12 protein-coding genes and 1 tRNA gene are annotated in these 14,465 nt (G+C 68.7%); 12 read left to right on the top strand and 1 reads right to left on the bottom strand.

From position 1 onward, the window contains the following. Nucleotides 1–4: 4 nt before the first annotated feature. The 11 genes from hisS (at nt 5) to H537_RS0119600 (ending at nt 11,608) form a co-directional block, all read left to right on the top strand. Nucleotides 5–1,333: a histidine--tRNA ligase gene (gene hisS, locus H537_RS0119650; RefSeq protein ID WP_028999191.1), complete on the top strand. Its 1,329-nt coding sequence runs from the start codon at nt 5–7 to the stop codon at nt 1,331–1,333. A gap of 27 nt (nt 1,334–1,360) precedes the next feature. Beyond that, the gene (locus H537_RS0119645) at nt 1,361–2,053 is read left to right on the top strand and encodes a YfgM family protein (RefSeq protein WP_028999190.1); all 693 of its coding nucleotides are present in this window, start codon (nt 1,361–1,363) and stop codon (nt 2,051–2,053) included. Beyond that, complete coding sequence (gene bamB, locus H537_RS0119640; protein ID WP_028999189.1) at nt 2,050–3,165, top strand: outer membrane protein assembly factor BamB; 1,116 nt, start codon at nt 2,050–2,052, stop codon at nt 3,163–3,165. Before H537_RS0119645 ends, bamB begins: the two co-directional genes overlap by 4 nt. A 13-nt stretch (nt 3,166–3,178) precedes the next feature. Beyond that, on the top strand, nt 3,179–4,522 hold the full coding sequence (der, locus tag H537_RS0119635) for a ribosome biogenesis GTPase Der (RefSeq protein WP_028999188.1): 1,344 nt from the start codon (nt 3,179–3,181) through the stop codon (nt 4,520–4,522). A gap of 92 nt (nt 4,523–4,614) precedes the next feature. Continuing rightward, nucleotides 4,615–4,857: an RNA chaperone Hfq gene (gene hfq, locus H537_RS0119630; RefSeq protein ID WP_028999187.1), complete on the top strand. Its 243-nt coding sequence runs from the start codon at nt 4,615–4,617 to the stop codon at nt 4,855–4,857. 54 nt (nt 4,858–4,911) lie between these two features. After that, the gene (hflX, locus tag H537_RS44310) at nt 4,912–6,171 is read left to right on the top strand and encodes a GTPase HflX (protein ID WP_051243005.1); all 1,260 of its coding nucleotides are present in this window, start codon (nt 4,912–4,914) and stop codon (nt 6,169–6,171) included. 92 nt (nt 6,172–6,263) lie between these two features. Further along, nucleotides 6,264–7,475, top strand: coding sequence for an FtsH protease activity modulator HflK (gene hflK, locus H537_RS0119620; RefSeq protein ID WP_051243070.1), 1,212 nt, complete (start codon nt 6,264–6,266; stop codon nt 7,473–7,475). A gap of 25 nt (nt 7,476–7,500) precedes the next feature. Further along, a complete protein-coding gene (gene hflC, locus H537_RS0119615; protein ID WP_028999185.1) occupies nt 7,501–8,409 on the top strand; it encodes a protease modulator HflC in 909 nt (302 codons plus the stop codon). A 125-nt stretch (nt 8,410–8,534) separates the two neighbouring features. Then, nucleotides 8,535–9,692: an ATP phosphoribosyltransferase regulatory subunit gene (locus tag H537_RS0119610; protein WP_028999184.1), complete on the top strand. Its 1,158-nt coding sequence runs from the start codon at nt 8,535–8,537 to the stop codon at nt 9,690–9,692. Between the two features lie 40 nt (nt 9,693–9,732). Continuing rightward, complete coding sequence (locus H537_RS0119605) at nt 9,733–11,067, top strand: adenylosuccinate synthase (protein ID WP_238446739.1); 1,335 nt, start codon at nt 9,733–9,735, stop codon at nt 11,065–11,067. A 19-nt stretch (nt 11,068–11,086) separates the two neighbouring features. Next, nucleotides 11,087–11,608: a phosphoribosyltransferase gene (locus H537_RS0119600; RefSeq protein WP_028999182.1), complete on the top strand. Its 522-nt coding sequence runs from the start codon at nt 11,087–11,089 to the stop codon at nt 11,606–11,608. A gap of 247 nt (nt 11,609–11,855) precedes the next feature. On the opposite strand, the gene H537_RS0119595 is transcribed toward H537_RS0119600, so the two are convergent. Beyond that, nucleotides 11,856–11,940, bottom strand: a tRNA-Leu gene (locus tag H537_RS0119595). An 83-nt stretch (nt 11,941–12,023) separates the two neighbouring features. Between H537_RS0119595 and rnr the strand changes: the two genes are divergently transcribed. Beyond that, nucleotides 12,024–14,438 carry a ribonuclease R gene (rnr, locus tag H537_RS0119590; protein ID WP_051243004.1) on the top strand — a complete coding sequence of 805 codons (2,415 nt, stop codon included), beginning with the start codon at nt 12,024–12,026 and terminating at the stop codon, nt 14,436–14,438. The last annotated feature ends 27 nt before the right edge of the window (nt 14,439–14,465 follow it).

Genomic DNA, 14,465 nt, shown 5'->3' with positions numbered 1-14,465 from the left:
CGACATGGCTGAACAACCGAAGAACAAAGTCGAGCCGCTGCGCGCGGTCAAGGGCATGAACGACATCCTGCCGCCCACTTCCGCGCACTGGGAGTGGCTGGAGGACAAGCTGCGCTCGCTCATGCGCCGTTACGGCTACCTCAACGCGCGCACGCCCATCGTCGAGCCCACGGCGCTGTTCGTGCGCGGCCTGGGCGAGGTCACCGACATCGTGGAGAAGGAGATGTACTCCTTCGAGGACTCGATGAACGGCGACCGGCTCACGCTGCGCCCGGAGAACACCGCCGGCATGGTGCGCGCCACCATCGAGCACGCGCTGCTGCACGACGGCGGCAAGCGGCTGTTCTACATCGGCCCGATGTTCCGCCACGAGCGCCCCCAGAAGGGGCGCTACCGCCAGTTCCACCAGGCCGGCGCCGAGGCGCTGGGCTACGCCGGGCCGGACGTGGACGCCGAGCTCATCCTCATGTGCCGCGCGCTGTGGCGCGAGCTGGGGCTGGAGGAGGGGCGCGACGTCACGCTGGAGCTCAACAGCCTGGGCCAGCCCGAGGAGCGCAACGCGCACCGCGCGGCGCTGATCGCGCACTTCGAGGCCCATGCCGAGCTGCTGGACGAGGACGCCAAGCGCCGCCTGCACAGCAACCCGCTGCGCATCCTCGACACCAAGAACCCGGCGATGCAGCCGGTGGTGGAGGCGGCGCCGAAGCTCATGGACTACCTGGGCGCCGAGTCGCGGGCGCACTTCGACGGGCTGTGCGCGATCCTGGACGCCGCCGGCCTGGCCTACCGCGTCAACCCGCGCCTGGTGCGCGGCATGGACTACTACAACCTCACCGTCTTCGAGTGGGTCACGACGCGGCTGGGCTCGCAAGGCACGGTGTGCGGCGGCGGGCGCTACGACCCGCTGATCGAGCAGCTCGGCGGCAAGCCGGCGCCGGCCGTGGGCTGGGCGCTGGGCATGGAGCGGCTGCTGCTGCTGCTGGAAGAGGCCGGCGTGCTGCCGCCCCCGCCGCCGCCGCGCGTGTACGCGGTGGTGCCCTCGGCCGCGGCGCTGCCGCAGGCCTTCGTCGCGCTGGAGGCGCTGCGCGCCGCCGGGGTGGCGGCGCTGATGCATCCGGGGCAGGGCAGCATGAAGTCGCAGTTCAAGCGCGCGGACGCCTCCGGGGCGCACTGGGCGCTGATCTTCGGCGACGAGGAGCTGGCCCGCGGCGAGGTGGCGCTCAAGGCGCTGCGCCCGCTGCCCGACGGCTCGCAGGTGCCCCAGCGCAGCTTGGCGCTGGCGGACGCGGCGGCCTGGGCGTCGCAGCTGCTGCTGGATAATCCCGCGTTTTGACCCCTTTTCAGGACCCTTCACAGCCTCATGGCCACCTCTCTCGACCTGCAGGAACAGGAACAGATCGACCAGCTCAAGGCGTTCTGGAAGCAGTACGGCAACCTCATTACCTGGGTGCTGATCGCGGTGCTGGGCGCCTTCGCGGCCTGGAACGGCTGGAACTGGTGGCAGCGCGAGCAGGGCTACAAGGCCGGCGCGCTGTACGGCGAGCTGGAGCGCGCGGCGCAAGGCGGTGAGGCCGACAAGGTCACGCGGGCCTTCAATGACCTGCGGGAGCGCCACGGCGGCACGACCTACGCTGCGCAGGGCGCGCTGCTGGCGGCCAAGGTGCAGGCCGAGAAGGGCCAAGCCGACGCCGCCCGCGCCACGCTGGCCTGGGCCATCGACAAGGCCGAGGGCGACCCCTACCGCGACATCGCGCGGCTGCGCCTCGCGGCGGTGCTGATGGACCAGAAGCAGTACGACGACGCGCTCAAGGCGCTGGACGGCGTCAAGGGCGAGGAGTTCAAGGCGCTGGCGGCGGATCGCCGCGGCGACGTGCTGCAGCTCCAGGGCAAGGCGGCCGAAGCCAAGTCCGCCTACCAGGCGGCCTACGCCGGCATGGACCCGGCGGTGGAGTACCGCCAGCTGGTGGAAGCCAAGCTCACGGCGCTGGGCGCCGCCCCTGCGGCGGCCGCGGCCTCGGCCGCTTCCGCAGCAGCCAGCGGAGGTGCGCAATGAGCCGCCGCCTGCTCGGGGCCGCCCTGGCCGCGGCGGTGCTGGCCGCCGGTTGCGCGTCCAGCAGCAAGCCCAAGCCCGCGCCGCTGGAAAGCTTCACGGCCCAGCTGGCGGCGCGTCCCGTGTGGAACGCGAGCGTCGGCTCGGTGGACTTCCCGCTCATGCCCGCGCTGCGCGGCAACACGCTGGTACTGGCCGGCGGCGACGGCCGGGTGCTGGCGCTGCAGGCCGACAGCGGGCGCGAGCTCTGGCGCGCCAGCGCCGGCACGCAGATCTCCGCCGGCGTGGGCAGCGACGGGCGCTTCGCCAGCGTGGTGACGCGCGACAACGAGCTGCTGACCTTCGAGGGCGGCAAGCTGCTGTGGAAGCAGCGCCTGGGCTCGCGCGTGGTCACGGCGCCGCTGGTGGCGGGCGAGCGCGTGTTCGTGATGGGCGTGGACCGCGTGGTGCAGGCCTTCGACGCCATCGACGGGCAGCAGCTGTGGAAGCTGCAGCGCCCCGGCGAGCCGCTGACGCTGCTGCAGCCCGGCGTGCTGGCGCCGTTCAAGGACACGCTGCTGGTGGGGCAGGGCCCGCGCTTGGCGGCCGTGGACCCGCTGCAGGGCACGCTGCGCTGGGAGGTGGCCGTCGCGCTGCCGCGCGGCGCCAACGAGGTGGAGCGGCTGGCCGACCTGGTGGGGCCGGCGCAGCGCAATGGCGACGTGGTGTGCGCGCGGGCCTTCCAGGCCGCCGTGGGCTGCGTCGACGCCCAGCGCGGCTCGCTGCTGTGGGCCAAGAACGTGGGCGGCACCATGGCCGTGGGCGGCGATGCGCGGCAGGTGGTCGGTGCCGACGCCAGCGACCGCATCAGCGCCTGGAACGCCGCCAGCGGCGAGCTGGCCTGGAGCAGCGACAAGCTGCTCAACCGCGACCTGAGCGGCGCGCTGCTGCTGGAGCGCGCCGCCGTGTTCGGCGACGCGCAGGGCTATGTGCATTTCCTGTCGCGCGACTCGGGGCAGACGCTGCAGCGGCTGTCCACCGACGGCTCCGCGGTGGTCGGCACGCCGATGCGCGCCGGCGACGCGGTGATCGTGATCACGCGCAAGGGAGGCGTGTTCGCCTTCCGACCTGAATGAGGAAAAAACGTTGATGAAACCCGTGGTGGCCCTGGTGGGCCGACCCAACGTCGGCAAGTCGACGCTGTTCAACCGCATCACCAAGAGCCGCGACGCGATCGTGGCCGACTTCGCCGGGCTCACGCGCGACCGCCACTACGGCGACGCGCGGCTGGGCTCGCGCGAGTTCATCGTCATCGACACCGGCGGCTTCGAGCCCGACAAGCCCTCCGGCGTGGTGGCGGAGATGGCCAAGCAGACCAAGCAGGCGGTGGCCGAGGCCGATGCCGTGGTCTTCGTGACCGACCTGCGCAACGGCGTCTCCGGGCAGGACCACGACATCGCGCGCTACCTGCGCCAGTGCAACAAGCGCGTGTTCCTGGCCGTGAACAAGGCCGAGGGCATGTCGGATTCGCCGATGCTGGCCGAATTCCACGAGCTCGGCATCGGCGAGCCGCACCCGATCTCCTCCGCGCACGGGCAGGGCATCCGCAGCCTGCTCGAAGCGGTGCTGGAAACCTTCGACTTCGGCGACGAGGACGAGGAGGAGAGCGAGGAGGCAGCCGCCAACCGGCCGATCCGGCTGGCCGTGGCCGGGCGCCCCAACGTGGGCAAGAGCACGCTGATCAACACCTGGCTGGGCGAGGAGCGGCTGGTCGCCTTCGACATGCCGGGCACCACGCGCGACGCCATCAGCGTGCCCTTCGAGCGGCTGGGACAGAAGTTCGAGCTCATTGACACCGCGGGCCTGCGCCGCAAGGGCAAGGTGTTCGAGGCGATCGAGAAGTTCTCGGTGGTCAAGACGCTGCAGGCCATCGCCGACGCCAACGTGGTGCTGCTGCTGGTGGATGCCATGCAGGGCGTGAGCGAGCAGGACGCGCACATCGCCGGCTACGTGCTCGACTCGGGGCGCGCGGTGGTGATCGCGATCAACAAGTGGGACGCGGTGGACAGCTACCAGCGCGAGGTCGTGGAGCGCTCGATTGCGCAGCGGCTGGCGTTCCTGAAGTTCGCGCCGATCCTGCACATCTCCGCGCTCAAGCGGCAGGGCCTGGGGCCGCTGTGGAAGGCCGTCGCCGATGCACATGCCTCGGCCACGCGCAAGATGCCCACGCCGGTGCTCACGCGGCTGCTGCTCGAAGCGGTGGAGCACCAGGCGCCCAAGCGCGCCGGCCACTTCCGGCCCAAGCTGCGCTATGCGCACCAGGGCGGCATGAATCCGCCGGTGGTGGTGGTGCACGGCAACTCGCTGGAGCACGTCACGGACAGCTACAAGCGCTTCCTGGAAGGGCGCATCCGCGACCATTTCAAGCTGGTGGGCACGCCGTTGCGCATCGAGATGAAGTCGTCGCACAACCCCTTCGTCGATAAGGAGTGAAGGGCCGGAACGTCTGCAGAAACCGTGCCGGGCGGGCCCCTGCGACCCTGTGTTAACGTGCAGACTTTCTGGACTTTCATCACGGAGAACACGTGAGCAACAAAGGGCAACTCCTACAAGACCCGTTCTTGAACCTGCTGCGCAAAGAGCATGTCCCGGTGTCGATCTACCTCGTCAACGGCATCAAGCTGCAGGGCCACATCGAGTCCTTTGACCAGTACGTGGTGCTGCTGCGCAACACCGTGACGCAAATGGTCTACAAGCACGCGATTTCCACCGTCGTGCCCGGGCGTGCAGTGAACTTCCATGCCCAGGAACAGAACGAAGCTTCCTGATCTGTTGCCATCCCGGCGGCGGCCCTCCAAGCTGAGTTCACCATTACTAACACCTTGAGTTCCGACAACTCCGCCGCCACGTCGTCTGCGCTGCAGCCGGCGCGGGCGGTCCTGGTCGGGGTCGATCTCGGCCCCGCCTCTTCTTTCGATCCCACGCTCGACGAACTTGCCCTGCTGGCCGAATCGGCCGGCGACGAGGTCGTTGCGCGCGTGATTGCCCGCCGCAAGGCGCCCGATGCCGCACTGTTCGTGGGCTCGGGCAAGGCCGACGAGATCAAGCTGCTGGTGGACATGCACCAGGCGCAAGGCGTGATCTTCGACCAGGCGCTGAGTCCGGCCCAGCAGCGCAACCTGGAGCGCCACTTGGGCGTGGCGGTGGCCGACCGCACGGCGCTGATCCTGGAAATTTTCGCCCAGCGCGCCCAGAGCCATGAGGGCAAGCTGCAGGTCGAGCTGGCGCGGCTGCAATACCTCTCGACCCGGCTGGTGCGGCGCTGGAGCCACCTGGAGCGTCAGCGCGGGGGCATCGGCACCCGCGGCGGCCCGGGTGAAGCCCAGATCGAACTGGACCGCCGCATGATCGGCGAGCGCATCAAGGCGCTCAAGGTGCGGCTGGACAAGGTCAAGCGCCAGCGCGGCACGCAACGTCGCGCCCGTGCGCGCAGCGGCACCTTCCGCGTCTCGCTGGTGGGCTACACCAACGCCGGCAAGTCCACGCTGTTCAATGCGCTGGTCAAGGCGCGCGCCTACGCCGCCAACCAGCTCTTCGCGACGCTGGACACGACCACGCGCTCGATGTTCCTGGAGCAGGCTGGGCGCGCGGTGTCGCTCTCCGACACCGTGGGCTTCATCCGCGACCTGCCGCACAAGCTGGTGGAAGCCTTCGAGGCCACGTTGCAGGAAGCGGCGGACGCCGATCTGCTGCTGCATGTGGTCGATGCCGCCAGCCCCGTGCTGCAGGAGCAGATGGAAGAGGTGGACCGCGTGCTGGCGGAGATCGGCGCCGCGGACATTCCGCAGCTGCTGGTCTACAACAAGGTCGATGCGCTGCCGGAGTCGCAGCAGCCGCGCCAGGCCGTGGACGCGCTGGAGCGGGTACCCGGCATCCGCACGCCGCGCGTGTTCGTCAGCGCGCTGCAGGGACAAGGGCTCGATGCGCTGCGCGAGCTGATCGCGCAGGCCGCCACGGGCGCCGACACGGCCGCAGGCCATGATATGCACGACGCAGGCGCCGATGACGACGCCTCGCTGCCGTCGCCGTCCGGTTCCGATGACCGTGACGACGAATACCCTCCTCGATCGATGCAAGCATGAGCATCCACCCTGAACTTTCCCTGCCGTCGCCACTGCGTTCCGTGGCCGGCGCCGCGCAGGCCCTGCTGGGGCGTCTGGCGAGGCCGCTTCTGATGAGCAACGGCCGCAACGACGGGCCGCCGGATCTCGACGAGCTCTGGCGCGACTTCAACCGCAAGCTCTCCAACCTGTTCGGTGGCAAGTCGGGCCGGCCGGGACCGGGCAATAACGGCGGCGACGGCGGCGGTGGTCCGTCCTTCCAGCCTGACATGAAAAGCGCGGGCATCGGCGCTGGCCTGATTGCCGGCGTGGTGCTGCTGATCTGGCTGGGCAGCGGCGTGTTCATCGTGCAGGAAGGCCAGCAGGCGGTGGTGACCTCTTTCGGTCGCTATGCGTACACGGCCGATGCGGGCATCCAGTGGCGCTTCCCGTACCCGTTCCAGGCGCACGAGACGGTGCCGGTGACGCAGCTGCGCTCGGTGGAAGTGGGCCGCAACACCGTGGTGCAGGCCACGGGGCTGCGCGACTCCTCGATGCTCACCCAGGACGAGAACATCGTGGACATCCGCTTCACGGTGCAGTACCGGCTCAAGGATGCGCGCGCCTACCTGTTCGAGAACCGCAACCCTGACGAGGCGGTGGTGCAGGCCGCAGAGTCGGCCGTGCGCGAGATCGTGGGCCGCAGCAAGGTGGATTCCGTGCTGTACGAGCAGCGCGACGCGGTGGCCCAGGATCTGGTGAAGTCGATCCAGAGCCAGCTCGACCGGCTCAACGCGGGCATCGTGGTCGCCAACGTCAACATGGGCAGCGTCCAGGTGCCCGAGCAGGTGCAGGCGGCCTTCAATGACGCCGTGAAGGCTGGTGCGGACCGCGACCGCTTCAAGAACGAAGGGCAGGCCTACGCCAGCGACGTCATTCCGAAGGCACAGGGCACTGCCGCACGGCTGCGCCAGGAGTCCGAGGCGTACCGCGCGCGGGTCGTGGCGCAAGCCGAGGGTGATTCGCAGCGCTTCCGCTCGGTGCTGGCCGAGTACCAGAAGGCGCCCGGCGTGACCCGTGACCGGCTCTACACCGACACCATGCAGCAGGTGCTGTCCAACGTGAGCAAGGTGCTGGTGGACAGCCGCAACGGCTCCAACCTGCTGTACCTGCCGCTGGACAAGCTGATGCAGCAGACCGGTGCGCCGACGGCCATGGCACCGCCGCCCGCGGCGTCCAACGTGCCTACGCCGGAGGCCAGCGGCAACAACAGCACGGCCGCTGGCAACGTGGCCGATGTGCGCTCACGCGACAACGCCCGCGGTCGCGAGCGCGAAAGCCGCTAAGCGGCACGAAAGAGACAACAACACAATGAACCGCATCGGACTCATCGTGGCCAGCGCGCTGATCGCGCTGATGCTGGCGGCCTCGACCTTGTTCATCGTGGACCAGCGCCAGGTGGCGGTGGTGTATGCGCTTGGTGAGATCAAGGAGGTCATCACCACGCCGGGCCTCAAGGTCAAGCTGCCGCCGCCGTTCCAGAACGTGGTGTTCCTGGATCGCCGCATCCAGACGCTGGACAGCCCGGAATCGCGGCCCATCTTTACGGCCGAGAAGAAAAGCCTGGTGATCGACTGGCTCGTGAAGTGGCGCATCGCAGAGCCGCGCCAGTTCATCCGCAACAACGGCACCGACATGCGCAACCTGGAGAACCGCCTCTCACCCGTGGTGCAGGCGGCTTTCAACGAAGAGGTGACCAGACGCAGCGTCAGCGGCGTGCTGGCCACTGAGCGCGAGCGCGTGATGAACGACGTGCGCCAGCGTCTCACCGACGAGGCCAAGGCTTTCGGCATCGAGATCGTGGATGTGCGCGTCAAGCGCGTGGACTTCGTTGCCGACATCACCGACGCGGTCTACCGGCGCATGGAATCCGAGCGCAAGCAGGTGGCCAACGAGCTGCGCTCCACTGGCGCGGCCGAGGCCGAGCGCATCCGCGCCGACGCTGACCGGCAGCGCGAGGTGATCGTGGCCGAGGCCTACCGCGACGCGCAGAAGATCAAGGGTGAGGGCGATGCGCAGGCTTCGGCGCTGTACGCGGACGCATTTGGACGCGACCCGCAGTTCGCCCAGTTCTATCGCAGCCTGGAGGCCTACCGCGCGAGCTTCCGCCAGAAGACCGACGTGATGGTGCTGGACCCGTCTTCCGACTTCTTCCGCGCCCTGCGCAGCCCTTCGAGCGGTGGTGCCTCTGCGGCGGCACCCGCCGCACCTCGTCGCTGAGCCGCCGGCCTCAGCGCTGTCGGCGGCCCTGACGGAACGGTGCTGACTGGGCCGAAGTGCCCGGTCAGCGGCTGCCCGCACGGCCGCTGGGTACAATCTCGTTTTTAATCCCCCGCCTGTTTTCCATGTCCTCTGCCTGGCTGCTGCCTGAGCACATCGCTGATGTGCTGCCTTCCGAGGCGCGGCGTATCGAGGAGCTGCGTCGGGGTCTGCTGGACATGGCGCGCAGCTACGGCTTCGAGCTGGTGATGCCGCCGCTGCTGGAGTACCTGGAGTCGCTGCTCTCGGGCACCGGCCATGCGCTGGACCTGCAGACCTTCAAACTCATCGACCAGCTCAGCGGCCGCACGCTGGGCGTGCGCGCCGACACCACGCCGCAAGTGGCGCGCATCGACGCCCACTTGCTCAACCGTGCCGGCGTCACGCGCCTGTGCTACTGCGGCCCGGTGCTGCATACCCGTCCCGCAGGCCCGCGCGCCACGCGCGAGCCCTTGCAGTTTGGCGCCGAGATCTACGGCCACGCCGGCCTGGAGGCCGACCTGGAAGTGGTGGAGCTGGCCCTGGACGGCCTGCGCGCTGCCGGCGTCGAAACCCCTGTGCTGGACCTGGGCGACGCCCGCATCCTGCGCGCCCTGCTGCAGGGCATGGAGCAAGGGCGCCAGGAAGAGCTGGCCGCCGCGCTGGCGCGCAAGGACACGGCAACCCTGGGCGCGTTGACCGCCGGTTTGCCTGAGGCTGCGGCCAAGGCCCTGCAAGCGCTGACGCGGCTGTACGGTGGTGCCGAGGTGCTGCAGGCGGCGCGCGAGCTGCTGCCCGAACTGCCTGCGGTGCGCGCGGCGCTCGATGACTTGGCTTGGCTGATGCACCACGTGCAGCGCACGCATGCGCAGGTACGGCTGGGCTTCGATCTGGGCGACACGGGGGCGCACGCCTACTACAGCGGTCCGCGTTTCGCGATCTACAGCGCTGGCGCCAGCGATGCGCTGGTGCGCGGCGGTCGCTACGACGAGGTCGGTGCGGTGTTCGGCCGCAACCGTCCCGCCGTGGGTTTCAGCCTGGACCTCAAGGCGCTGGCCGAGCGTATTGCGCCGGCACCGGCGCGCCTGGCCGTGCGGGCGCCCTGGGGCGAGGCCCAGGCGCTGCGCGAGGCAGTGCGTCACCTGCGCCAGCAGGGGGAAACCGTGCTGTGTGTGCTGCCCGGACACGAACACGAAGGGCAGGAATTCGAATGCGACCGCGAGCTGGTCGAGGTCGATGGTCAATGGGTGCTGCGCGCTCTTTGAGAGCGGCAAGCACCGTTCAACGCTAGTCAAGATGACACAAGTGAATCCTTCCGCCGTGCGCGGGCGCAACGTGGTCGTGGTCGGCACCCAGTGGGGCGACGAAGGCAAGGGCAAGGTCGTGGACTGGCTCACCGATCACGCCCAAGGCGTGGTGCGCTTCCAGGGCGGCCACAACGCCGGCCACACGCTGGTGATCAAGGGCGTGAAGACGGCGCTGCAGCTCATTCCGTCGGGGATCATGCGTGACGGCGTGGCCTGTTACATCGGCAACGGTGTGGTGGTCGATCCGGCTCACCTGCTGTCGGAGATCGAGCGTCTGGAAAAGGCCGGGCTGGATGTGCGCTCGCGCCTGTTCATCAGCGAGTCGTGCCCGCTGATCCTGCCATTCCACGTCGAGGTGGACCGTGCCCGCGAGGCGCTGCGCGAGAGCAGTGGCAGCGGCAAGATCGGCACCACCGGCAAGGGCATCGGCCCGGCTTACGAAGACAAGGTTGCTCGCCGCGCGCTGCGCGTGCAGGACCTGAAGCACCCGCAGCGTTTCGAGAAGAAGCTGCGCGAGCTGCTGACGCTGCACAACGAGGCGCTGGCCGGTCACCTCAATGGCCAGCCGCTGGAGTTCCAGCCCATCTTCGATCAGGCCATGAAGCTGGCCGAGGTGCTCAAGCCGATGATGGCCGACGTGGGCTACCGCGTGCACGAAGCCAACGCCGCGGGCGCCAACATCTTGTTCGAAGGGGCGCAGGGCACGCTGCTGGACATCGACCACGGCACCTATCCTTACGTGACCTCCAGCAACTGCGTGGCGGGCAACGCGGCGGCTGGTGCCGGCGTGGGTCCGGACCAGCTGCACTACATCCTGGGCATCACCAAGGCCTACACCACGCGCGTGGGCTCGGGCCCGTTCCCGACCGAGCTGCCCATCGACGAGGAGGGCGGCGTGGGCCACCACCTCTCCACCGTGGGCCAGGAGCGCGGCACCGTCACGGGCCGCGCGCGGCGCTGCGGCTGGCTCGATGCCGCCGCGCTCAAGCGCTCGGTGATCATCAACGGCATCTCGGGCCTGTGCATCACCAAGCTCGACGTGCTGGACGGGCTCAAGGAGATCAAGGTCTGCACGGGCTACGAGCTGGCTGGCCGGCGCATCGACATCCTGCCGCTGGACGCCGATGACATCGCCGACTGCGTGCCGGTGTATGACACCTTCCCCGGCTGGAGCGAGTCCACCTTCGGCGTGACGGAGTGGGACAAGCTGCCGGAGAACGCGCGCGCGTATCTCCAGCGCGTGGAGGCGCTCATCGGCGCACCCATCGACATGGTTTCCACCGGCCCGGACCGCGAGCACACCATCGTGCTGCGCCACCCCTACCAGCGCTGAACAGCAAGCAAGGACAACCATGCTCACCGACGACGGCAAGCATCTCTACGTTTCCTGGGACGAGTACCACCTGCTCACCGAGCGTCTGGCGCTCAAGGTGGCCGCATCGGGCTGGGAGTTCGACCAGATCCTGTGCCTGGCCCGTGGCGGCCTGCGCCCGGGCGACGTGCTCTCGCGCGTGTTCGACAAGCCGCTGGCCATCATGTCCACCAGCTCCTACCGTGACGAAGGCGGCACGCTGCAGGGCCGCCTGGACATGGCCAAGTACATCACCATGCCCAAGGGCGAGCTCGCCGGACGGGTGCTGCTGGTGGACGACCTGGCGGACTCTGGTGTCACGCTGCAAGCGGTCGTGGAGCGGCTGCGCGGTATCCCGGCCATCAAGGAGCTGCGCTCGGCCGTGATTTGGACCAAGGGCGTCTCCTGCTACACGCCGGACTACTACGTCGAGCTGCTGCCCACGAGCCCGTGGATCCACCAGCCCTTCGAGGAGTACGACAACCTGCGCCCCGACGGACTGGCGCGCAAGTTCGCGGTCTGAGGTCCGCGACGTTGAAGAGGAAAGGCCTGCAGTTGCAGGCCTTTTTTACTGGTTTCGCGCGAAAGTGGTATTCGGCGCAAAGGCACGCAGCGAGGCATGCCGTTTGCTTATGTTGCGTTGGCAACTGCAAGCTGGATAGCGTTTGCAGAAGTGGTGTGCAAGAGGGTCGTGGAGATCGCCAGTGTTTGAAGCTCAAAAAAGCCCAAACGAAAAAGGCCGGCGCATCGCGCCGGCCTTTATGATTTGGTGGTGCCCAGGAGAGGACTCGAACCTCCACGGAGTTACCCGCTAGTACCTGAAACTAGTGCGTCTACCAATTCCGCCACCTGGGCTTTGTTTCCGTCATCTCGAAAACAGCTGAGATTCTATCATCAAAACAAAACAGAACGCAAATACCGCCATCGGCGCAGCGCTCATGAGCGAAGTCGAAGGCGTGGTGCAGGGCCATCGCGACGGTCACGGCTTCGTGCTGCGCGACGGTGAAGGCGACGTGTACCTCTCGCCGCAGGAAATGCGCTCCGTGTTGCACCGAGACCGGGTGCGCGTGCGCATCGTGCGCTACGACCGCAAGGGTCGGCCCGAAGGGCGGGTGCTGGAGATCCTGGAGCGTCGGCGCACACCCATCATCGGGCGGTTGTTGCACGAAAACGGCGTCTGGCTGGTGGCGCCGGAGGACAAGCGCTACGGCCAGGACATCTTGATTCCCAAGAACGCGACCGGCAGCGCCACGGCCGGGCAGGTGGTGGCCATCGAGCTCACCGAGGAGCCCTCGATGTACTCGCAGCCCGTGGGCCGCGTCACCGAGGTGCTGGGCGAGATCGATGACCCGGGCATGGAGATCGAGATCGCGGTGCGCAAGTACGAGGTGCCGCACCGCTTCTCGCCCGAGACGCTGGCGCAGGCGGCGGGCCTGCCCGACAAGCTGCGCCCGGCCGATCGTCGCCACCGCATCGATCTCAGCGACGTGCCGCTGGTGACCATCGACGGCGAGGACGCGCGCGACTTCGACGACGCCGTGTATTGCGAGCCCCATGCCAGCGGTCGGGGCAAGAGCGCCTTCAAGGGCTGGCGCCTGGTGGTGGCGATCGCCGACGTGAGCCATTACGTCAAGCCTGGCGACGCGCTGGACGAGGACGCCTACGAGCGCGCCACCTCCGTGTACTTTCCGCGCCGCGTCATTCCCATGTTGCCGGAGAAGCTCTCCAACGGGCTGTGTTCGCTCAATCCGCTGCAGGAGCGGCTGTCCATGGTGTGCGACATGCTCGTGCGCGAGGACGGCGAGATCCATGCGTACCAGTTCTTCCCGGCCGTGATCTGCTCGCATGCGCGGCTTACCTACACCGAGGTGGCGGCGATCCTGGGCAACACGCGCGGCCCCGAAGCGGCGCGGCGCGCGGAGCTGGTGCCGCACCTGCTGCACCTGCACGAGGTCTATCGCGTGCTGCTCAAGCACCGCGGCAACCGTGGCGCGGTGGACTTCGAGACCACCGAAACGCAGATCGTGTGCGATGCCAATGGCCGCATCGACAAGATCGTGCCGCGCGTGCGCACCGAGGCGCACCGGCTCATCGAGGAGGCGATGCTCGCGGCCAACGTGTGTGCGGCCGACTTCATCGAACAGCACAAGCACCCGGCCTTGTTCCGGGTGCACGAGGGCCCCACGCCCGAGAAGCGCGTGACGCTGCAGAACTACCTGCGCGCGCTGGGCTTGGGATTGAGCGTCAGCGATGAGCCCACGCCGGGCGAGTTTGCCGCCATCGCCGCGGCCACCAAGGACCGTCCCGACGCCCAGCAGATCCACACCATGCTGCTGCGCTCGATGCAGCAGGCCATCTACACCGCGTCCAACTCCGGCCACTTCGGGTTGGCCTACGAGGCCTACACCCACTTCACCAGTCCCATCCGCCGCTATCCCGACCTGCTGGTGCACCGCGTCATCAAGGCGCTGCTGGCGGGCAAGCGTTACCGGCTGGCCAGCGGCGCGCTGGAAGAGGCACCCAGGACGCGCTCCGCTGGCAAGGCGGCCAAGGCTCATCCCCAGGAAATGGAGCTGTGGGAAGGCGCGGGCGCGCACTGCAGCGCCAACGAGCGCCGCGCCGACGAGGCCTCGCGCGACGTCGAGGCCTGGCTCAAGTGCCGCTACATGCGCGACCGGCTGGGCGAGGAGTTCAGCGGCACGGTGACTGCCGTCACCAGCTTCGGCCTGTTCGTGACGCTGGATGCGCTCTACGTCGAGGGTCTGGTGCACATCACCGAGCTTGGAGGCGAGTACTTCCGCTACGACGAGACGCGCCAGGAGCTGCGGGGCGAGCGTACTGGCGTGCGCTACGTCGTGGGTTCGCGCGTGCGCGTGCAGGTGAGCCGCGTGGACCTGGACGGCCGGCGCATCGATTTCCGGCTGGTGCAGGAAGGTGCCGAGATGCGTGTGCTCGGCCGCCGCGGGGTCCAGGGCAAGGCTGTGGACAGTGAACCGCGCGCGCGCGGGCGCCGTGGTCGCAAGGGCGGCGAGCCGATCCGGGAATCGGCCAGTGCGGGCGTCACAGCCGACATGCCCTCCGCCGACACGCCGCCGGTGGACCGACCGCATGCTGGCGTGCCCGCAGGTGCAGATGAGAGGTCCCTGCGGGACACCGCGGACGCCTCAGCCTCTGCCGACCAGCCCGCCACGGCCGTGGAACAGTTGCAGGCACTGAAGGAAGAGAGCCGCGCGCACAAGGCTGCGGCGCGTACCGCGCGCAAGACCGGTGCACGCAAGAGCGCAGCCCGCAAGACGGCGGCTGCCAAGTCGGCCGCCAAGGCCGCGGCTCGCAAGACCAAGCAGCGCGACTGAGCCCGCGTCCTCAACATCCAGCGGGCC

Source organism: Azohydromonas australica DSM 1124 (assembly GCF_000430725.1).
Classification (GTDB): Bacteria; Pseudomonadota; Gammaproteobacteria; order Burkholderiales; family Burkholderiaceae_C; genus Azohydromonas; species Azohydromonas australica.
Note: the sequence above shows the minus strand (reverse complement) of the source record. Positions and strands in the feature narration are given on the sequence as shown.

What these genes read in the sequence shown, in the direction of transcription:
- hisS (WP_028999191.1), top strand. Translation starts at nt 5, where the DNA reads ATGGCTGAACAACCGAAGAACAAAGTCGAGCCGCTGCGCGCGGTCAAG.
- H537_RS0119645 (WP_028999190.1), top strand. Translation starts at nt 1,361, where the DNA reads ATGGCCACCTCTCTCGACCTGCAGGAACAGGAACAGATCGACCAGCTC.
- bamB (WP_028999189.1), top strand. Translation starts at nt 2,050, where the DNA reads ATGAGCCGCCGCCTGCTCGGGGCCGCCCTGGCCGCGGCGGTGCTGGCC.
- der (WP_028999188.1), top strand. Translation starts at nt 3,179, where the DNA reads ATGAAACCCGTGGTGGCCCTGGTGGGCCGACCCAACGTCGGCAAGTCG.
- hflK (WP_051243070.1), top strand. Translation starts at nt 6,264, where the DNA reads ATGAGCAACGGCCGCAACGACGGGCCGCCGGATCTCGACGAGCTCTGG.
- hflC (WP_028999185.1), top strand. Translation starts at nt 7,501, where the DNA reads ATGAACCGCATCGGACTCATCGTGGCCAGCGCGCTGATCGCGCTGATG.
- H537_RS0119610 (WP_028999184.1), top strand. Translation starts at nt 8,535, where the DNA reads ATGTCCTCTGCCTGGCTGCTGCCTGAGCACATCGCTGATGTGCTGCCT.
- H537_RS0119600 (WP_028999182.1), top strand. Translation starts at nt 11,087, where the DNA reads ATGCTCACCGACGACGGCAAGCATCTCTACGTTTCCTGGGACGAGTAC.
- rnr (WP_051243004.1), top strand. Translation starts at nt 12,024, where the DNA reads ATGAGCGAAGTCGAAGGCGTGGTGCAGGGCCATCGCGACGGTCACGGC.